This is a genomic window from Leptospira kanakyensis (assembly GCF_004769235.1).
Classification (GTDB): domain Bacteria; phylum Spirochaetota; class Leptospiria; order Leptospirales; family Leptospiraceae; genus Leptospira_A; species Leptospira_A kanakyensis.
The window spans coordinates 268,605-289,798 of record NZ_RQFG01000010.1 but is presented as its reverse complement, the minus strand read 5'-3'; the positions used below and the strand labels follow the sequence as shown (position 1 = coordinate 289,798).

Annotated in this window: 17 protein-coding genes; 4 read left to right on the top strand and 13 right to left on the bottom strand. The window is 37.9% G+C overall.

Annotation, left to right across the window (positions count from 1 at the left end):
* Nucleotides 1-942, top strand: coding sequence for a sensor histidine kinase (locus EHQ16_RS09275; protein ID WP_135631710.1), 942 nt, complete (start codon nt 1-3; stop codon nt 940-942).
* A 27-nt stretch (nt 943-969) separates the two neighbouring features.
* Here the strand turns inward: EHQ16_RS09275 and EHQ16_RS09270 are convergent, their stop codons facing one another.
* From EHQ16_RS09270 to EHQ16_RS09245, 6 genes are all read right to left on the bottom strand, one after another.
* Nucleotides 970-2,160, bottom strand: coding sequence for a hypothetical protein (locus EHQ16_RS09270; protein ID WP_135631709.1), 1,191 nt, complete (start codon nt 2,158-2,160; stop codon nt 970-972).
* Nucleotides 2,161-2,358: 198 nt separating this feature from the next.
* Nucleotides 2,359-2,949, bottom strand: a complete 591-nt coding sequence (locus tag EHQ16_RS09265) for an HAD family hydrolase (RefSeq protein WP_135631708.1) — start codon at nt 2,947-2,949, stop codon at nt 2,359-2,361.
* 12 nt (nt 2,950-2,961) lie between these two features.
* Nucleotides 2,962-3,579 carry a molybdenum cofactor guanylyltransferase gene (locus EHQ16_RS09260; protein ID WP_135631707.1) on the bottom strand — a complete coding sequence of 206 codons (618 nt, stop codon included), beginning with the start codon at nt 3,577-3,579 and terminating at the stop codon, nt 2,962-2,964.
* Nucleotides 3,563-3,997 (bottom strand): molybdenum cofactor biosynthesis protein MoaE, encoded by a 435-nt coding sequence (locus EHQ16_RS09255; RefSeq protein WP_135631706.1) that lies wholly within the window; start codon nt 3,995-3,997, stop codon nt 3,563-3,565. The genes EHQ16_RS09260 and EHQ16_RS09255 overlap by 17 nt, the downstream gene beginning before the upstream one ends.
* The gene (locus EHQ16_RS09250; protein ID WP_135631705.1) at nt 3,998-4,240 is read right to left on the bottom strand and encodes a MoaD/ThiS family protein; all 243 of its coding nucleotides are present in this window, start codon (nt 4,238-4,240) and stop codon (nt 3,998-4,000) included.
* A complete protein-coding gene (locus tag EHQ16_RS09245) occupies nt 4,241-5,182 on the bottom strand; it encodes a radical SAM protein (RefSeq protein WP_135631704.1) in 942 nt (313 codons plus the stop codon). It abuts the gene before it with no gap.
* Nucleotides 5,183-5,314: 132 nt separating this feature from the next.
* On the opposite strand from EHQ16_RS09245, the gene EHQ16_RS09240 reads away from it, so the two are divergent.
* Entirely contained in the window at nt 5,315-6,391 is a 1,077-nt protein-coding gene (locus EHQ16_RS09240; RefSeq protein WP_135631703.1) for a HesA/MoeB/ThiF family protein, read from the top strand.
* Here the strand turns inward: EHQ16_RS09240 and EHQ16_RS09235 are convergent.
* The 7 genes from EHQ16_RS09235 to nirB all read right to left on the bottom strand — a co-directional run bounded on the left by EHQ16_RS09235 (nt 6,388) and on the right by nirB (nt 16,018).
* Nucleotides 6,388-8,544, bottom strand: a complete 2,157-nt coding sequence (locus EHQ16_RS09235; protein ID WP_135631702.1) for a molybdopterin-dependent oxidoreductase — start codon at nt 8,542-8,544, stop codon at nt 6,388-6,390. The genes EHQ16_RS09240 and EHQ16_RS09235 overlap by 4 nt on opposite strands.
* Before the next feature lie 93 nt (nt 8,545-8,637).
* A complete protein-coding gene (locus tag EHQ16_RS09230) occupies nt 8,638-9,993 on the bottom strand; it encodes an MFS transporter (RefSeq protein ID WP_208742272.1) in 1,356 nt (451 codons plus the stop codon).
* Nucleotides 9,994-10,197: 204 nt separating this feature from the next.
* Nucleotides 10,198-11,388 carry a molybdopterin molybdotransferase MoeA gene (locus EHQ16_RS09225; RefSeq protein ID WP_135631701.1) on the bottom strand — a complete coding sequence of 397 codons (1,191 nt, stop codon included), beginning with the start codon at nt 11,386-11,388 and terminating at the stop codon, nt 10,198-10,200.
* Nucleotides 11,385-12,299: a bifunctional molybdenum cofactor biosynthesis protein MoaC/MoaB gene (gene moaCB, locus EHQ16_RS09220; protein WP_135631700.1), complete on the bottom strand. Its 915-nt coding sequence runs from the start codon at nt 12,297-12,299 to the stop codon at nt 11,385-11,387. The genes EHQ16_RS09225 and moaCB overlap by 4 nt, the downstream gene beginning before the upstream one ends.
* A gap of 9 nt (nt 12,300-12,308) precedes the next feature.
* Nucleotides 12,309-13,100 carry a uroporphyrinogen-III C-methyltransferase gene (cobA, locus tag EHQ16_RS09215; RefSeq protein WP_135631699.1) on the bottom strand — a complete coding sequence of 264 codons (792 nt, stop codon included), beginning with the start codon at nt 13,098-13,100 and terminating at the stop codon, nt 12,309-12,311.
* 21 nt (nt 13,101-13,121) lie between these two features.
* Nucleotides 13,122-13,484 (bottom strand): nitrite reductase small subunit NirD, encoded by a 363-nt coding sequence (gene nirD / locus EHQ16_RS09210; RefSeq protein ID WP_135631698.1) that lies wholly within the window; start codon nt 13,482-13,484, stop codon nt 13,122-13,124.
* A gap of 14 nt (nt 13,485-13,498) precedes the next feature.
* Nucleotides 13,499-16,018 (bottom strand): nitrite reductase large subunit NirB, encoded by a 2,520-nt coding sequence (nirB, locus tag EHQ16_RS09205; RefSeq protein WP_135631697.1) that lies wholly within the window; start codon nt 16,016-16,018, stop codon nt 13,499-13,501.
* 441 nt (nt 16,019-16,459) lie between these two features.
* On the opposite strand from nirB, the gene EHQ16_RS09200 reads away from it, so the two are divergent.
* The gene (locus EHQ16_RS09200; protein WP_135631768.1) at nt 16,460-19,963 is read left to right on the top strand and encodes a nitrate reductase; all 3,504 of its coding nucleotides are present in this window, start codon (nt 16,460-16,462) and stop codon (nt 19,961-19,963) included.
* Nucleotides 19,964-20,094: 131 nt separating this feature from the next.
* Nucleotides 20,095-21,189, top strand: coding sequence for a PepSY-associated TM helix domain-containing protein (locus tag EHQ16_RS09195; protein WP_208742271.1), 1,095 nt, complete (start codon nt 20,095-20,097; stop codon nt 21,187-21,189).
* The last annotated feature ends 5 nt before the right edge of the window (nt 21,190-21,194 follow it).

Below are 21,194 nucleotides of genomic sequence, written 5' to 3'. Positions count from 1 at the left end.
ATGAATCTGATAGTCGTTCTTAATTTTTTATCATTGATCGTTTACGGAATCGCAATTTATATAATTTTCAAAACTTTGGTTCGTCGGCCAAACTATCGCGGTGAAGGTATATTTGTTTTAATTCTCGCAATCATTCCTTGTTATATTAGTATTTCTAATTTATTTGAACATGGTTATGGGATTGATTATTTTGATGATTATGAAGGTTTTTTTAAAGATCTTTATGTTATGTTTTTATTGATTTTTTTGTATGTCCATTCGGTAAAAAAAGAACAAACCAAAAGGATAGAACATGAAAGGCAAATTAAATTCGATCTACAATTAAAATCAAAATTACTTACCGAAATTCATCACCGTGTGAATAACAACTTACAAATTATTTCCGGTCTTTTGGCAATGCAAGCGGAGTCGGAAAATGATTTGAAATTAACTACCTCATTGGGTTTGGTTCAAAATCGAATTATGGCGATTGCTTCGGTTCATAAAATTATCTATGGATCACCGAATTTATTGTATGTGGATCTAAATTTAATTTTTAACTCTATTCTGACTAATCTCAAAGTTATGTATGTGACTGATAAAAACAACATTGAATTGACTGAAAGTATTGAAGAAGGATTGGAGATGGATTTGGATCGGGCGATTCCGATGGGGCTAATTTTAAATGAACTTGTCTCTAATTCCTTTCGTCATGCTTTTCTGAATCGAAATCACGGTCGGATTGAAGTGAATTTGACTCAAAGGCAGAACGAATTTATTTTTGTTGTTAAAGACAATGGACTTGGAATGGAAGAAATACTTTTTGATGGAAAAGGTATTGGACTGACTCTTGTTAAGAACTTAGTCAAACAATTACGTGGAACCATGTTAATCGAAAAAAAGAATGGCACTGTTTTTGAAATTCGATTTCCCACTTTCAATCAAAATCCGATCCAAATTTAAGTTTCGGATTAATAAAAAATATTTAAGTTATGGGACATTGATTTTCCCTGATATGTAATTATCTCTAAATCCATCTAGACCATCCAATACAAGGTAAGACGACAAGACCACACATGAATGGTTATAAGTAGTTACATCAAAAGTCCGCAAATCTGTTTGATACTCTCCTGCGGCAATGGGAGAAAATAATTCCTTCCAAGCTAAAGTAGTAGGTCCAGTTCCTCCACTTGGTGTTGTGCTTGCTGTATCTAGCGATAGATATTCTTCAGTTGTTGTTCCAATGGTAGCTTTTGCGGTAAATTGCATTTGGTTCCCAACTAAATCAACTACCAAACAATGAGTCGCACAATTTCCTATCGTGGTAGGGGCATTGACACTTCCTGCACAAGGAGAAGGCGGCGGTGGTGGTGGAACTGTATTTAAACTTCGATTTCCTTTTGCAGTATCATTTGAGCCTACAACAAAGATTGTATAAGAGGCATTTAGTTCGGGAGTTAGGAATAAAAAGTAATTTAATGAATCATTATAGGAAGCCGCAGAAATATAATTAACTACATTAAAATTATCAGCGGCCATCGAGATGATATTTGGTCTTCCTATATAAGCATTTAATCTAGTAAAGGTGGAAAGATCGGATCCGGCTTCGAACTTTACGCGAATGACTTGGTATTCAGTGCCACCAATTATTGACCTGCTGTTTTCATAACTGATTTGAGGTAGAGTTATGGAATTCGGAGGTAAGTTTGGTGGATTAGGTGGTGTGGTTGTTAGATCCTTTAATGAAATGATTTTGCCATCTTTTTTTAGAGTTATAAAAACTTTGAATCTCTTTGTAAAATCTGAATAAGAAAACACAATTGAATTTGTTTGGAATAAATCTTCCTTTTGGGTGATTTGTCCGGAAATTCTGTTAGTTTGTGAATTATATGAAATTTCATTAGGATTCCCCAAAAAAGCCTCTACGGTTTCCGTGTTTTCTTTTGGGTTTTTTAATTTGTATTCGATTAGTATGTCTTGAAATTGAAAAATTCCATCTTTTCTATAAAAGGTAGTTACTTGGATGGATTGGAATTTATCTTCAAGAGCTGATGTCTGATCGTTGCCTAAGGAGCCAAAAAGTAGAAGTGCTGGTGATAATTCAGTTTTGGCGGACTGAGGGTTACACGAAATTGTCTGTAATAGAACAAAGAAAACAATAGAAAAATAGAATGAGCGCATCTACCTGATTTAACAATCAGAAGAAATATTTTATTCACAAAAGTGGATTTCTTTTTAATTCTCCTTGGTTGGTTATTTTATTTCAAACATTCGAATATATGAAAGTTCCTCTAGTGTCATAAAATTTTGGATTCATTCACTGGATTTCGTAAATTGCGCTACAAGTTTATGGAAAAACGTACAATATGTATCCTGATTTTATAGGTTTAGGATTTCGCCTAATTCTTTGACGCAATGAGTTGCGGATTCTTTGAATGGAAATGATCCAGTGGGATCAATGTAAATGGTATCCACGCCCGCAGCTTTCCCGGCATCTAAATCATAAACATAATCACCGATCATTACGGTATCGGTGGGATTTGCTTTCCATAGATCCATAAGTCTAAAAATTCCTTCCGGGTTTGGTTTGGGTAGAGCTCGTTCCCGGCAAAAGATAAAATCTGGATGGAAATATTCCATTAAGTTAGTAACTTTCAATGTTTCAATAGAGTTTGCAAAACTATTTCTTGTTAGGATTCCTATTTGATTTTTTTCAGTTTTGATTTTTTGCAACAATTCAAAACTACCTGGAGATGGCAGTGAAGTTTTTGCAATTTTTAATTCGATTTTGTTTAATTGGGTGTGTTTTCTCTCTGCTTCTTCCTTTGTTAATTTTGACAAGGAAGTAAGTATGTCTATATCTAGAGGAATATCTAACTCGCGTTTAATGGCTTCAAAGTCATGGTTTGCAATGGTTAAGGTTCCATCCATATCAAAGATCCAATTCTTTTTTCTTTTAAAGTAGTTCATTGATAATTTCCTTTATAGTTCTGCTTTTGAATTAATATTTCTGAAAGAATTTTTTTCGTCTGAGGGAAGAGTTATTAAAATTGGTTTTGGATCCAAAGATAAAATTCGTTTTTGTAATGAAAATTCATGAAGTCCTGGGAGAGATAAAGACTCTGCCCATTGTGACAATATTTTTTTCGAATAAATCGCACATAAAGGTTCTAAGGACTTCCCTTGGGTGTAAAAAATTCCAGAGATTGGTTTTGGGTTAGAGTTGTATGTTTCCAAAAGTCTTTGGATGGTTTTTTCTTCTATATAAGGAATATCTATCGGTAGGAAAAAAATAAAATCTCCTATCTGGTTTTTTTCTTTTAAATGTAAATAAGAAGAAATGATTCCTTTTAATGGGCCTTTGATGGATAGTTCTCTATCCTGAATGATAAATTTTTCGTTTGTATGTTTTATGTAATTTTCTATTTGTTTTTGTCTAAGTGAAATATAAATAGATGTACTAAATTTTTCTAATTTTTTTAGAAGAAAAACAAGGAAATTGGAATTTATCCCAATAGGAACAAATCCTTTGTCTTCCCCCATTCGTACACTTTGTCCACCTGCTAAAATGACAAAGGTTGGATTAATGTTGGTGGTCATGGGCACAACCTTTCGACCATTCAGAACTTCCATCTACATAATACTCTTTTTTCCAGATAGGAACTTCATGTTTGACTCGATCGATGATATACCGGTTGGCTTTGTAGGCTTCGTCTCTATGGACAGCTCCTGTATTCACAATGACTGCCACATCACCAAGTCCCAGTTTTCCTAATCGATGGATACAATCTGCAAATTCTAAGTCCCAGTTTTGAAATGCATCTTTTATAATGGTTGCGATCATTTGGTTTGCCATTTCAGAATATGCTTCGTATTCCAAATGTGTGACTTGCCTTCCTTCATTGATGTCTCTGACAATACCTGCAAAAAGTACATATCCGCCCATACTGGGAAGGGGAGGGAATTGAGAAGGTAGGTCTAATTTTTCTTCAGTAATATGTTTGTATTTTGTATCCATTTAACCACCGCTTGATGGAGGAAGTAGTGCCACAATCGCGCCTTCGGTAATCAAATCTGAATCTTTGGCAATCGTTTGATTAACCGAAATACGGCTGATTTTGATGAGTTTTTCGGCATCTGGTTTTAAACCAAGGAGATAAGATTTTAAATCGGAAACTGTATTGATTCCCTCCAAACTTAAATCTTGTTTAGAGGGAAAAAACTCTTTTAGTGCTGCAAAAGATAGGAGTTGGATTTTCATTTATCCTCCAATGTATTTCATAGAAAGTCCAGAACCAGTGAACTTCTTTTTTTTTGTATCCATTGCTTGTTTTAAAACCATTGCAACTTCTGATGTTTCGGAAGGGATGTCGAAAGAAGTTTGGTCACTCAAACATCCGTAAATTCTACCTAAAGAATCCATCCTCAAACGATTACATCCATCACAAAATGGTTCGGTATGGTTTGCTATTATCCCAAACAAATAGCCGTTATCTGTGATATGATAAGTAGCAGTGGAATCTGAAGCCGTGAGGTGAGGTGAAAAATTATATTTAAGACGAATGGTCTCACGGATTTCTTCTGCTGAATAAAAACAATCGGAATGTTCTTCCTGCAAAGGACCCATTTTCATAAATTCCAAAAAACGAATGGGTATACCATTTTCTCCTGACCAGCCAAGAAGATCTAAAATTTCTGAATCATTGTATCCTCTTAAAACTGTACAGTTGACTTTGACTTCTAAACCAATATTTTTTGCCTCTAGAATTCTTTGGAACAAACGTTCTACAGGAAGTTTGCGATCACTTAATTTCTCAAATCCAATTTGTGAGAAACTATCTAAAGAAAAATTCATTCGGGTGAGGCCAGCTAGTTTCATTTCGTGAATCAATCCATCTTCAAAAAAACCATTGGAGGTAATAGCGATCTCCCGGATAGAAAGGTCTTTTAATTTTTTTATCAAAGGGATTAGGTTATTATGAAGTGTGGGTTCACCGCCTGTTAGGTGGACTTCTTTGATTTGGATATGTGGTTGTAATGCTATAATTTTAGATTCTAAAAGTTCCGGGCTTAAGTAGTTAACTTTAGGAAAGAAGTTGGTTTGGTCAGGTTTATTTTTTGGAGCACAATAGACGCAGGCGAAACTACAGTGAGAAAGGATACTCACCCGAAGCACTTCAAATTTTCTATTTTCCTCATTCACCTTAAAGTCTAGTTTAATCTTCTTTTCTAGGTTGAAAACAAAAATAGGAAGATCATTTCGGATATTAAACTATTTTAGCAAATTTAAAATTTCTCCTTGCTTGCGAATTATCATTCATTCTTCTCTTAGGTTATGGGTATAGAAGAGGAATCATTCTTCCAACGCCAAATTCAAGTTCCTGAAATCGGTTCCGCCGGTCAAAAAAAATGGAAAAACTCCTCTGTCCTCATCATTGGACTTGGGGGGCTTGGATGCCCTGCTGCATTACAACTTGCCCTTGGGGGCATCGGTCGGATTGGTCTTATCGATTTTGATCGTGTAGAAGTATCTAACCTCCATCGCCAAACATTGTTTACATTCAAAGATGTTGGATTACCTAAAACTGAGGTGGTTTCCAAGGTTTTGTTAGAACATTGCCCTTGGTTACAAGTGGAATGTTTTTTTGAACTGATCTCTGAATCAACAATACCAGAACGTTTCGATGGATGGGATCTTGTTTTGGATTGTACTGACACCATATCCTCAAAGTATCTGATCAATGACCTTTGTGTTTCAAAATCCATTCCTTTGGTGACAGCCTCTGTGTTTCGTACGAGTGCCCAGTTTGCTATTTTTTCAGGAAAGGGGCAACCATGTTACCGTTGTTTGTTTCCTAACTTAGAAGAAGGAGACACTATGAATTGTAGTGTGGGAGGGGTTTTGGGGGTCCAAACAGCTCTTGCAGGAACTTATCAATCTTCTTTGGCATTGCAGTATCTTTTGGATCCAAAGGCGACAGATTTAAGTTCTATTTATTTTCTGGAATGGAATCCACCTTTACTGTATCCTTCTAAAGTGGATCTTCTTCCCGATTGTCCTGTTTGTGGTCATGGTAAGAAAGAAACTAATAAGAGTAGGGATGAAAAAGAAATTGAAACAATCGCGTTTGTCGATCTTCAGAAAAAAGGAAAAACACTTCTCATTGACGTTCGGGAAAATGATGAAACGAAATCTCACCCAATTCCAGATACCATTTTAATACCACTTTCCCAATTGGAACAGGGGTATCTTCCTGAACTTCCGGAAGATACGACAGTGGTTTTTATTTGTGAAACAGGGATTCGATCAAAAAAGGCTTTGTCCTATTTTCGAAATATAAATGAAATATATTCGCTGTTAGGAGGTAGAAGGGCCTACCTCTCATTTTTACAGAACAAAAATTCCCATTAAACTTTTTGTTTTTTGATGAACACTTTGACACCACTAAACGCGGCATTTCCAGAAAATTCATCAATACTTTGATCATCCGTTAAATCGTTAATGCTGACTCCTGAAAATTCGGTCGCCACTTTTTGATTGGTTCCACCACGATTGTGTCCAAACCCGTGAGGTATGCTCACAACACCTTTCATCAGTTCTTCAGTGATTTCTGCAGGAATTCGAATTTTACCAACTGAAGATTCGACTATAACTTCTTCTTCATTAGAAATTCCTAATATACCCGCATCATCAGGATGGATCATAATTGTACAACGTGATTTACCAGTCATGAGTTTCGGAAGATTGTGCATCCAGGAATTATTACTTCGTAAATGCCTTCTTCCAATGAGTAAAAACTGTGATCTATCAGCAGAAAAATTTTCCCATTCAGAAAACTTACTTTTTAGTCTTGGAAGATCCTCTTTTAAAAGTTTTGGGAAAAGTTGGATCTTTTTGTCTTCTGTATACAATCTTTCAGGAAAACTAGGTTGTAAAGGCCCAAGATCCACACCATGGGGACTGTTTTTTAAAAGCTCCAAACTCATATCCATAGCACGAGTCCCTTTGTTTCCATAAGGACCTGATTTGAGTGCGTGATCGATGATGCTAGCGGGTGTTAGTTTTGTTTTGATCACCTCTTTGGGAAGTTCTTTACCTGACCTTGTGAGTTCCAAACGTTTGGTGAGGTCAGAAAAAATTTCCCAATCATGTAACATTCCTGGTTCTGGAGCGAAAAGAGGTTCGTTGTATCGTGCCGTGTTACGGACGGCAAATACATTAAAAATCAAATCATAATGATCATGTTCTAAGGCAGATGTTGGAGGTAAGATATAGTTTGCGTGTTTTGTGGTTTCATTCAAATAAAAATCTACGCAAACCATAAATTCTAGACTAGATAAAGCACTGTCAAGCTTAGTTCCGTTAGGTGTTGACAATACGGGGTTCCCTGCCGAAGTCACAAGGGCATGAATTTTTCCTTCACCTTCTGTTAAAATTTCTTCAGCTAAAGCCGCTACTGGAAGTTCATCGCTAAATTCAGGAAGTTTACGAACTCTGGATTGGTAAGAATTAAAACTTCCAGGATTTGAACGCATCACGGAACCTTCACCTACCAAATCAATGGCTGGTAGTGTGAACATGGCACCACCTTTTTTATCTAAATTGCCGGTAACGATATTTATGACATTGATTAACCACTGGCATACGGCTCCAAATTCTTGTGTAGATACTCCCACCCTTCCGTAACAAACAGCGGACTCTGCTTTTGCAAATTCGGTAGCTATCTTTTGGATGGTCTCTGTGGGAACACCCGTGATTTTAGATACTCGTTCTGGATCGTATTCTTTAGTGATGTCTTCTATGGTTTGTAAGTCTTCGTTTCGAATGAGTGGGTTTGCTTTTGTTAGTTTGTTTGCAAAAAGAACATGGAGTAGGGCGAGTAAAAAATATGCATCCGTACCTGGTTTGATAAAAATATGTTCGTTTGCATGCGAGGCTGTTTCGGATTTCCGAGGATCCACAACCACGTATTTTCCTCCTTTATCTTGGATGGCTTTCAGTCGTTTTTTTACATCAGGAACACTCATTAAACTTCCGTTAGATGCAAATGGGTTTCCTCCTAAAATCAGAAAAAAATCTGTATGATCAATATCAGGTATGGGAACAAGAAGTTGATGCCCAAACATCAAATAAGAAAGGAGTTGGTGGGGTAATTGGTCTACTGAAGTTGCGGAGAAATTGTTTTTGGTTTTGAGTCTACTGGAAAACCTTTGTCCAAATAACATGGAACCATAGTTGTGAACGGTAGGGTTACCGTTGTAAATGGCAACCGAATCGTTTCCGTATTTCGTTTGGATTTTGACTAATTGCACCGCGATATCAGAAAGTGCCTCCACCCAAGAGACGGTTTCCCATCCAGATTTTGTTCTTTTCTGAGGGAATTTGATTCGATCGGGGTCTTGGTAGAGGCTCTTTAGTTCGGGCCCCTTGGGACAAATATGACCACGACTGAATTTATCTTCGGGGTCACCTTTGAATCCTAGGATGGATCCAGCACTCGTTTCGATTTGTAACCCGCACATGGCTTCGCATAAAGTACAAGAACGGTAATGAAATTGATGCATAACTCTCTCCTAAGGGGAAAATTGTAGAAGAGAGTTTTTTTTAAGACAAGTTTAAAATGGGTCGATTTTTTACAAAATCAAACCCATTGGTTTTTAAGTCGCTGACGCTAAAGTAGATTCCTTTCCCGCAGTAGGGAGGATTTTACTCATTTCTTCACCGACTTCTTTTTCTTCTTCTATTGTAAACTTAACGAGCAATGCAAAGAAAGCTGCAATGGTAACGGTCACTCCAATGATGAGGAGTGCATTTTGGTAACTCAAATCCCCTCGGAATAAAAATCCCGCAGACACAGCACCTGCGTTTCCACCAGCACCCACTATTCCTGACACAGCTCCAATCGCTTTTTTATTAATGAAAGGAACTACTGAGAATGTTGCTCCTTCAGACATTTGCACAAACAAACTAAAAACAATCATTGAAGATATCGCAAGCACAAGGGATGTCATTTGAGAAAATAGGATGAGACAAAGACCTTCACCAGCAAGGACAGCTGACAACCAAACAACTCTTCCACGAAGACCCCATTTGATTCCAAATTTATCACCAAAAGCACCACCAAGTGTTCTTGCAAATAAGTTCATAAGTCCAAATAGACCAGCAATCAATCCTGCTGTTGTTGGAGTTAATTTGAATTGGTCTACATAATAGAGTGCTGCAATATTATTGATGGTAAGTTCAATTCCAAAACAAGCACCATAAGCTAGGAAAAGTAACCATACTCTTGGATCTTTGATGACGAGTAAGAAGTTACTCAGTGAATTTTTTTTACCACCTTGGAACGTAGGATAAGTTTCTTTGATGTCTTTAAAGTTTCCACCGGGTGTGTCTTGGGTTCCGAAGTAATAAATAATTCCCATAATAAACAATGCAGCCCCTGGAACTACCATAGCAAGTCTCCAAGAAACGCCGGTAGTAAATCCGAATGCTACAAAAAAACCAAATAGGATTGGCATCACCATTTGTGTGACCCCACCACCTAAGTTCCCCCAGCCGGCAGTTGTTGCGTTTGCTGTACCAATGATATTTGGTGCAAACATAACCGAAGTATGGTATTGGGTGATTACGAAAGAAGCACCGATGGCTCCAATGGCCAATCGTAATAATAAAAAGGAAAGATAACTATCTGCAAGGCCAATGCACATAACAGGAATTGATCCTAAGGTTAAAAGAATTGTATAAGCGATCCGTGGTCCAATTTTATCGCACAACCAACCGATAAATAATCTCATAAAGATGGTAATGGCTACTGAGGCGATGATGATGTTTCCCACTTGAGCTTTTGTGAGTGAGAGTTCTTCTCTCACATAAACCATAAGGGGAGCAATTCCAAACCATCCAAAAAAACATAGAAAAAATGCTATCCATGTTAGGTGGAAAGTCCGCATTTGCGGTGTTGCCAGGCTGAATAAATCGATTTTAGTTGCTTTCGCATGAGGTGTAATGGTCACGGGAAGTGTACTCCTTATGCTGATTAATAATGCAAAAAGTGTACCAGAGTGCGAATTGATCTAAAATGCGTTAAATCGCCTTATAATCGAACTTTACGCTTATAGTTTTCCCTGATTTAGAAATTGTACTAGAAAAATGCAATTTTTTGACTAAAAACCGTAAGAACTGTGTACGGAATGTACAAATTTTTGGAGGATTGCCTTCTACCAAGGCAAAAACTGGACGAGGTCTTCCTTTTGGATGGATGAGGTTTCACTAGGGAAGATGGCAAGGCCATCGGAGGTAATTCCTGCCCTAACGTCTCCACTTCCATTGAAAGTTAAAGGAGAAAGATAAGTTTTGTCAGTTGTTTCTAATCGGACGGGAAAAAATTCTGTAAACAAACCTTTCTTTTGTTTGGTGGTTGAATAAGGAAGTTTATAAGTAGGAATTTGATTTTGACCGAAAGACTTCCTTAAAAAAGGTTCGAGAAAAATTCGAGAGCAGGTTTGGACACTAAATGGGTTTCCAGGCATTCCAAATACAATTGTATTTTTCCGTTTCCCAAACCAAATCGGTTTTCCTGGTTTGATTGCTGTTTTATGAAAGATTAATTCTACACCTAACTTTTGTAAAACGGCAGGAACCAAATCCAAACTCCCCATCGACACTCCGCCGGAGAGAATTAAAATATCTGCCTCAAGTCCCTGTTGGATTTGATTTGTGATTTCGGATTCCGAATCTGGGACATGGGTAACAAGTTCCGGTTGGATTTTGTATTTGGATAAAATAGATGAGACGGTATAGGAATTGGAGTCTCTAATTTGATAAGGGAGTGGAGAGGTATATACCGGTACTACTTCGTTTCCAGTAGAAATGATATGAACTTTGGGAGGTTTGACCACTGCTAGTTTGTTTTTACCAAGGCTTGCTAGGATGGATACTTCTGATGTTCCAAGTCCAACTCCCTTAGATAAAACCAAATCACCTTTTTTTAAGTCTTCACCTTGTTTGGCGATATTTTGCCAAGGTTTGACATCCTTTAAGGAAAAGGTCACTATTTTTTGTCCATTTGATTCAGAAAGGACTGTATCTTCGATTTTGATCACAACATCGAAACCTTCGGGAACTGGGGCCCCTGTCATGATACGGATGGTTTTTTCCTCTGGCTCTAAGTCCATACTTTTTCCCGCAGAAAGTTCTCTGTGGTATGAATAGTTTTGATTTGGCAAATAATCTCGAGATAAAATGGCGAATCCATCCATCGCCGAACGATGGAAAGGTGGATAGTCCCGATCCGCATAAATATCTTCTGATAAAACTCGCCCAAAGGCCTCTTTTAATTCGATCTCTTCACTTGCGTAGGATCTGGATTCCTTAAGAATTTTTTCCAATGCTTCTGCGTAAGAGATCAATGGCCTTCTCCTCGCATCATTTTTTTAGCATGAAATATTGCAGGTAAAATGGCTGTCATACTTTCTTTCGCACCATTTGTACTTCCTGGAACCGATACTACAATGGATTTTTTGATCCTTCCTGCAATGGAACGAGACAACATAGCAAAAGGAGTTCTATCTTGTCCAAAGGAGCGCATGACTTCTGCTACACCTGGAATTTCGCTATCTAATATTTGTTTGATTGTGTCGGTTGTATTGTCTCTTGGGCCAAGTCCTGTCCCACCAGTGGTGATGATAAGATCTACATTTTCAAGTGCCCAGGTTGTGACTGAGTTTTGGATTTCTGTTGGTTCATCAGGAACAATTTTAATTTCTAAAACTTCTACGCCTTCTTTTGCGAGTAGTTCGGCAATTGCGTTTCCCGATCCATCTTCTTTTTTCCCAGCAAAACAAGTGTCGGAACAAACTAGAATTTTGGCATTGGAACCTTTTGCGAATTTGGATATTTGTGCATCGGTTTTCCCTCCTTTTTTTTGAAGGAGGCGAACAGAAGAAATTTCAATTTGTTTATCAATTGGTTTTAAAAGATCATAAATCACAAGTGCTGCAACTGTAACACCTGTCAGTGCTTCCATCTCAATCCCAGTTTTCCCAATCGACTTGGCTTCTGTTTGGATGCGAATGGCATTTTTTTCTTCTAAGATTTCAAATTGAATGGAAAAAGAATCAATCGGAACTGGATGGCAATGAGGAATGAGTTCTGCCGTTTTTTTTGATCCCAATAGAGCAGCTGCCTTTGCGACACCAAACAGATCTCCTTTGGGAAGATTGTTAGTTTTTACTCGATTGATGGTTTCAGCATTACAGTATACAAACCCTTCAGCTTCTGCATAACGAAGGGTGGTTCTTTTACCAGTTATATCATTCATTCCTATCCCTTATAAGGGTGATAGGATGGAAGAACAGTCATTTTTCAAATTTTCCATCTCAAGGTAGAAACGAACAATTTCTCCAATCACAAGGATGGCCGGAGATTTCACCTGGTTTTCTTTGATGATGGACTGGATCGAATCTAAATTTCCTGTAAAAACGCGTTCCGTATCTAAGGTTGCGTTTTGAATTATGGCGATATTTGTTTCTTTAGAATTTCCTGCTTCGAGTAACTCTGAAACGATCAGATCAATAGAATTTAGGCCCATATAAACGATAATGGTTTTACCAACACAATTAAGGTTCTTAAAGGCATCGGAATTGACCCCGTCTTTTTTATGACCTGAAAGGAATAGGATCTCTCTTGCATAATCTCTATGTGTCAAAGGAAATCCTAATGAAGAGGCAACACCTGAGGCAGTTGTAATTCCTGCAACGATCTCACAAGAAATTCCTTCGGCGAGTAAACTTGCATACTCTTCACCCACTCTTCCGAATATAGATGGATCACCACCCTTTAACCTAACCACTGTCTTGAATTCACTCGCAGCTTGGATGAGTTTGTCATTGATTTCATCTTGCAAACAACTATGAACTCCAAGTCTTTTTCCTACATAAACCATTTGGATTTTTTTCCGACAAACACCAAGGATCCTGGGTGAAACCAAATCATCATAAAAAACAACATCTGCTTTTCGTAACGTTTTGAGAGCTTTGACAGTTAAAAGTTCTGGATCACCAGGTCCTGCCCCGACCAAATACACTTTACCTTTGGTTCTTTGGTTTATCTGTGAATTCATATAAGTATCAGCGAACCGTTGTTACTTTTTATCCGATGTATCTATTTCTACATACACCGATCCATTTTCCACAATCACTGGATACACATTGACCTTGTAATGTTCACCACTGAGACATTCACCGCTAGTGAGTGAATAATTTCGTTTATGTAAAGGGCAAACTACTTTTGGTTCTCCATTCGTATCACCTAAAAAACCACGTGATAAAACCATATCTCCTGTATGTGGACAAGCGTTATCACATGCATACCATTCGTTTCGTGAATCAAAATAGAAAATCGCAATTTGTTTATCACCAATTTTTGCGGACACTCCGCCTTCTTTTTCAAATTCAGAAACTGATCCTATGAATACACGTTCTTTGTTTTTAATCTCTGATACCATTTTGTTTCTCCCGATTATGATTTAACTAAATCTGTTTCTACCCAATCCACTGGGCGAATTTGGCCACGTTCTTCGATGAATTTGATGTTTGGATCTGTTTCTGGACTGTTAATGAAATGTCTAAATTTCTTTTGTTTTTCAGTATCCTCAACCACGTCTTTCCACTCACAAAGGTAAGTGTTCACAAGTGCATTCATCTCTTCATCGAGTTGGGAGTTGATCCCGAGTCTATCGTTGATCACCACATCTTTTAGATAATCGATCCCACCTTCCAATTGTTCTAACCAAGTGGAGGTTCTCATGAGTTTATCTGCAGTTCGGATATAAAACATCATATAACGATCGATATACTTGATGCAAGTATCTTCATCCAAATCTTCTGCAAAAAGAATGGCATGTTTCGGATTCACCCCACCGTTTCCACCGATATATAGGTTCCAACCTCTTTCTGTGGCAATGATTCCAAAATCTTTTCCTCGTGCTTCGGCACATTCACGGATACAACCGGACACTCCGCACTTTAATTTATGAGGAGCACGAATTCCCTTGTATCGTTCTTCTAATTTGATTGCAAAGGATGTGCTGTCTTGGACTCCGAACCGACACCAAGTAGATCCGACACAACTTTTCACTGTTCGCATGGACTTTCCATAAGCATGTCCACTTTCAAATCCAAACTCGATTAAATCCTTCCAAATTGCAGGGAGTTGGTCGATCCTTGCACCTAACAAATCGATACGTTGTCCACCGGTGATTTTACAATACAAATTGTATTTTTTAGCAACATCACCAATCGCAATGAGTTTGTCTGGAGTGATTTCTCCACCAGGGATTCTTGGAACTACTGAGTAAGTTCCTCCTCTTTGGATGTTGGCAAGGTATTTGTCATTTGTATCTTGAATTTCTCTATGTTTGAGAATGGGTTCATTCCAAATGCTTGCGATAATGGATGCAACTGCTGGTTTACAAACTTCACAACCGTTGCCACGACCAATTTCTCTTATGACATCAGGAAATGTTTTGAGTGATTTTACTTTGATGACTTGGAAAAGTTCTTTTCTTGAATATTTAAAGTGTTCGCAGAGATGTTCTGTGACTACCTTACCTTGCACTTTTAACTCAGCTTTCAAAATGGAGTTAACTTGAGGCAAACATCCGCCACATCCACTTCCTGCTTTCGAACAATTCTTTAAACTAGTAATGTCGTAACATTCTTTTTCGCGAATGGCAGTGAGGATATTCCCTTTAGAAACATTATTACAAGAACAGATTTTGGCATCGTCTGGTAATGAATCTGCACCAAAAAGATTTTCAGCAGAAACAGAACCTACAATCAAAGTTTCTGGTTCTTCTGGAAGTTCCATTTTGTTTAAATAAAAGGATAATAAGTTTCCATATGCTTTGGCATCACCCACAAGGATTCCACCGAGAAGGTATTTCCCATCAGGAGAGATGACTAATTTTTTATAAACACCACTTCTAGGATTCTTAAATACAATAGGGATATGTTCTGTTTGTCCTAAAGCATCGCCAAAGGATGCTACTTCAACTCCAATTAACTTGAGTTTTGTGGATAGATCAGAGCCAAGATATACTTTGGGTTTGCTTCCAGGGCTACATAAATTGAAAGCCAAGGTTTCTGCCATCTCATACCCAGGTGCAACAAGTCCGTAAATAAAATTTCTATGTAATGCTACTTCTCCAATGGCATAAATACCGTATACATTGGTTCCCATTCCATCATCTACGATGATACCACCGCGTTCTCCAACAGCAATTCCTGCTTCTTTTGCTAGTTCATCTCGAGGACGAATCCCTGCAGAAACAATGAGCATATCAAATTTTAGATTCCCACCATCTTTGAATTCAAATCCTTCTATTTTTGAATCACCGAGAACTTTTTCTGTTTGTTTGTTTAAATGAATTTCAACACCAATCTCTTCAATTTTTGATTTGAGAATGGCAGCACCACCATCATCCAATTGTCTTGGCATGAGTCTTGGTGCAAACTCTACAACATGAGTTTCTTTTCCTAAATCAACAAGTGCTTTTGCCGCTTCGAGCCCAAGTAATCCTCCACCGAGTACAGCTGCTTTTTTAACTTTTTTGCTGTATTCCATGGTTTGTTCTAAGTCTTCGATGGTTCGATAAACAAAAACTCCTTCTTTGTCTAATCCCTCTAGTGGAGGTACAAAAGGAGATGAACCAGTGGCAAAAATTAATTCATCAAAATCTAATTCTGTTCCTAAATTTGTAACTAACTTTCGTTTGATGGTATCAATAGAGATTGCTGGTTCAGATAATAATAATTTAATTCCATTGGTTCTATACCAATCAGGAGAGCAGAGATAAAGTGAGTCCGCAGATTTATCGGCAAAGTATTCTGAAAGATGGACACGGTCATAGGCGCGTCTTGGTTCTTCTCCGAGGACAGTGATTTCAAATTTATCAGTTCCACCAAACTCTACTAACTTTTCGCAGAATCTATGCCCAACCATCCCGTTTCCAATGACGATTAACTTTCGCTTGATCATTTTGTTGCCCTACCTGGATCCAAAAGTATTCAGAAGTGAACCATGGAATGGTTCCAATCTTCCTACATTATGCACGAAGTGTACCTAACGAAGGCAGCTAGTCTAAAAATACTACTGATTCTGGTGCTTAATTAGGGAATTGAGAGAGTCTTTGGAAAAAAAAGAGAAAATTCACTACAAGAAAAAGGAAATTGCCTCACCTTCGAACCTCACTTTCCAAAGTGAGCCACTTTCTCTTTGAACCTATTCTCATCTGTTCTATTAGAAACTAATGAATCTGTACGTTTTATATGCATTTCGTTTGTTTATCTCATGAATTTTCCTTCCGGTTTTTGCTGGAGCTTGCTCCAATCTGGGAGGATTCAATTCAAATTCCTATTGAAATAAGCATTTTTATGAAAACTTCAGCATTTGGCATAATTATTGCTGAGTGTTCTTGTGATGACGAGAGAATCCTATGCATCGACTTGTTCCTATTGTGGGGTGGGGTGTGGTATCACTGTCCACAAACTGGGCCCTACTGAGATTTCGGTGGAAGGGGACAAAGACCATCCAGCGAACAAGGGACTATTATGTTCGAAGGGGATGAATCTTCATTATACGGTAATGGATACGACAGACCGTGTTTTTCATCCTATGTTTAGGAAAGATAAAAATCTTCCTTTATCGAAAGTTAGCTGGGATTCAGCATTAAACGGAATTTCTGATAAATTTAAAAAGTTAATCCAGGCGTATGGGCCTGATTCGGTTGGATTTTATGTGTCCGGCCAACTCCTTACCGAAGAATATTATATCATCAACAAACTCATTAAAGGATTTATCGGTAGCAATAATATTGATACAAACTCTCGTCTTTGTATGAGTTCCGCTGTTGTGGGATATAAAATGGCATTGGGAGAAGATAGTGTTCCTATCTCTTATGAAGACATTGAACTTGCAGATTGTTTTTTAATTGCTGGTGCTAATCCTGCATGGTGTCATCCGATTTTATTTCGTAGGATTGAGGCTCATAAAAAAAATAATCCAGAAGTAAAGATCATCGTTGTTGATCCCAGAAAAACGGATACATGTGAAGATGCCGACTTACATTTACAAATCCATCCAGGAACAGATATTTATCTTTTTCATGCAATCGCAAAGGTTCTCATTGAGAATGGTTGGATCGATTCTGAATTCATTCAAACCCATACAGAAGGTTTTGCAGAATTAAAAATCATATTAGAAAAATTCGATATTCTATCCGCGGCAGAAACTTGTGGAATTCCAGTAGAGGAAATTCGATTAGCAGCGTCTTACATTGGTAAGTCGAAAGGATTTTTATCCTTATGGGCGATGGGTCTCAATCAAAGTGTTGTGGGTGTGAATAAAAATCTAGCTCTTCTTAATTTATCCCTTCTTACCGGCAAAATTGGGAAACCTGGAAGTGGCCCATTTTCATTGACCGGCCAACCGAACGCGATGGGCGGAAGAGAGGTCGGTGGCCTGAGTAATCTTTTACCAGCGCATCGTGATCTGAGTAATGCAAATCATAGAGAAGAAGTCGCCAATTTTTGGGGAGTAGATTCTGGAGTCATCCAAAGTAAACCGGGTTATACTGCTGTGGAGATGTTTGAAAATCTGCGCACAGGAAAAATGAAAGCGGTTTGGATTATTTGTACCAATCCCACTACTAGTTTACCGGATGCCCGAATGGTGGAACAAGGGTTACGTGCTGCAGAACTCGTAGTAGTCCAAGATATCTCCATGAATTCTGCTGCCATTCCTTATGCAGACTATGTTCTTCCCGCGGCTGGTTGGGCTGAAAAACAAGGAACCATGACAAATTCTGATCGTAGGATCACTTATCTTCCTAAAATTCTAGAACCACCTGGTGAAGCGTTAGCTGATACGATTATCATTCAAAAGTTTGCAGAGAAGATGGGATTTGGACCATCCTTTCAATACCAATCAGAAGAAGATGTATTTTTAGAACATTGTGCTTTAACAAAAAATACAAAAATTGATATCAGTGGATTAAGTTATTCCATCTTAAAAGAAAAACGTTCTGTGCAGTGGCCCTATCCACATAAAGACCATGGAGGAACACCGCGGTTATTTTCTGATCATATTTTTTATCGTGCCAATGGGAAAGCGAAGATATCAGATGTATCACCTGACGATACTTCAGAGAAAACATCTGAAGAGTTTCCTTTTATTCTGACTACAGGTCGGATTCGCGACCAGTGGCATACGATGACAAGAACTGGAAAAGTTCAAAAACTAATGGAACACAAGTCGGAACCGTATTTGGAAATCCATCCAGAAGATGCAAAGCGGATTGGAGTGATCGATGGTAGAATCACAGAAGTTTCCAATGACAGGGGAGTGGTTCGTGTTCGTGCTAAAATTACTGATACCATCAAACAAGGTACTGTGTTTTTACCCATGCATTGGGGGAAAAAAAATAAAAATGATGAGTCTCGCGCGAACAACCTAACAAACAAATCTTATGATCCGTTTTCCAAACAACCTGGGTTTAAAATTTCTGCCGTTCAAGTGAAACCTTATACCAAAGAAATAGAAAAGATACTCATCATAGGTGGTGGGAATAGTACCCATGCATTCATTAAAAATTATAAAGAACTTTCTCCCGATGATGAAATCACAGTTATTTGTAAGGAAGACAATCCTTTATACAATCGTATTTTACTCCCTGATTTTATCAGTGGTGAAAAAGAATTTCATGAACTTTCCAGTGCAGATTCGGAAGAAGTAGTTTCCTGGAACATCAATCTCCACACTGGAACCTCGGTAACAGAAATTTTACCAGAAGCAAAAATTGTCAAAGATGCTTTCGGGAATTCTCATTCGTATAACAAACTAATATTGGCGACAGGAAGTTCTCCACAAATTCCAAAATACATCGGACCCGACATGGTAGGTGTTTTTAGTTTACGTGCAAAAACTGATGCTGATAAAATCAAAGGTTTTTTTGTTCCCGATTCGCACGCTCTCATAGTTGGTGGTGGCCTGCTTGGACTAGAACTTGCTGCAGCCCTGAAATCATTGAATGTAAAAGTTACAGTTCTTGTAAGGACAGACAGGTTAATGTCCAAACAATTGGATTCAATTGCTTGTGAGATTTTGAAAGAAGAAATAGAAAAAAGGGAAATCGAAGTTCTTTTTAATTCAGAAATTTCAAAAATCAATGGTTATGGTCGGATCTCCAATGTTGAATTGAAAGATGGTAGAAAATTACAACCCGATGGAATTGTTTATGCGATGGGAACAAGTCCCAATTTACACTTAGCAAAGGGATTAAATTTCGAATTGGGTGAAGGGATCAAAGTAAATGAATTTTTGCAAACAAATGATCCTGATATTTATGCTATTGGCGAAGTAGCAGAACATACAAGTGGTGTTTACGGAACTGTCCTTGCTGCCGAAGAACAAGCTAAAGTTGCCGCATCACATATATTTGGTTATAAATATAAAACATATAATGGCTCTTTACATTCCAATCTATTAAAAATTCCCGGATTGGAACTTGTTTCCTTAAGACTCCCAGGTGTTTCTTTTGAAAATTTATCTGATGAATATGAAGAAATTGTATTCCTGGATCGAAAAAGAAGACGTTATAAAAAATGTATAGTCAAAGGAGACAAGTTGGTTGGTGCCATTCTCATTGGCGATAAAGCAGAGTTTGTTGAATACAAAACCTTAATTGCAAGTGGTGTAGAACTTGGAGAAAAAAGAGGGAAGTTACTCTCTGGAGGTACGGGCGCCAAACCACCGAAAGGTGCTGTGGTGTGTTCGTGTAATGGAGTGGGTCGGGGCAATATCGAAGATGAAATCAAAAATGGAGCTAAGAATTTAGAATCCATTATGGCGAACACAGGTGCTGGAACTGGGTGTGGAAGTTGTCGCCCTGAAGTTGGTAAAATACTCAAAGAGTTGGCACACTAGCCAGAATCTCGTTTTCCCATCCAAGATAACGATGATAACGATTGGTTCGATCCTCTGCTTTTTCTAGATTTACTTGATAATGAGACCTGGTCTCATTATTGTGGATTTAGTCCTGAGGAGAGACATCATTCGTGAAAGCAAAAACTTGGTATCAAATCCACATGGTTCTCGGAATTTTTGGAGCCAGTTTTCTTTTGGTTTTAGGCCTAACGGGTTCACTCCTTGTTTACGGAAAGGAGCTGCAATCATTGACAGGTGCACATTCGATCGTGATTCAAAAAAACAGATTACCTTTGGATGATTTATACAAACGACTGTTAACACAAATTCCAAAAGGTTCGGTAGCAGGTTGGTTGTTATCTGATTTGAATGACCAAGCGGATCAAGTTTGGTTTCATGATTTAGAAACTCCAAGTCGCGAATCTGTTTATTTGGTCAATCCATACAATGGAACTGTCATAGGAAAACTAAAAGAGAATCGAAGTGATAGTCTCTATGGATTTTTGATCGTTTTACATTATAGTCTTTTTATGGGTGGAGTGGGATATTTTTTAACGGGATGTATCGCGTTTATTTATTTGTTTTTAGCAATTAGTGGGATCAAACTTTATAAAAGATTTTGGGTGAGTTTGTTTCGCCTTCGATGGAAAGAAAGTGCACAAATTCTTTTTTCCGACTTACACAAGTTTGTTGGTATCAATGCAATTTGGTTCCATTTGGTTTTGGCTATCACTGGTGGGTGGTGGAGTTTGCGAGATACAGTGATACTCAGATACCCAGAAGAAAAGGTAGTTCACCATTTATGGAATTCGAATGATTCGATTGATCAGTTGGTGGAAAAAACAAAAATTGAAATTCCTGGATTTCGATTAGGATATGTTTCTTTTCCACACCATTCCAAAGAAGAGCCAATAGGAATCTATGGGAATCGATTTGATTCTTCTGGATTTGAAAGTCGCTATGGTTCTTATATTCGTTATGATGTAAATACCAAACAAATATTTGATAAAGTGGATATGTCAAAGGAAAGTTTTTTGAACCAAGTTTTAGATTCTTTTCGCCCGCTTCATTTCGGAACCTTTGCGAATCATTTTAGTAAAGTAATTTGGGTGATCGGAGGACTTTCCCCGGCAATACTTGCAATCAGTGGACTAAGTATTTATTATATAAAGAGAAAGAATAAAAGAAGAAGAACCCAAAAGATTCCCTTGAGTTCTTCTGTTTGAGTTTT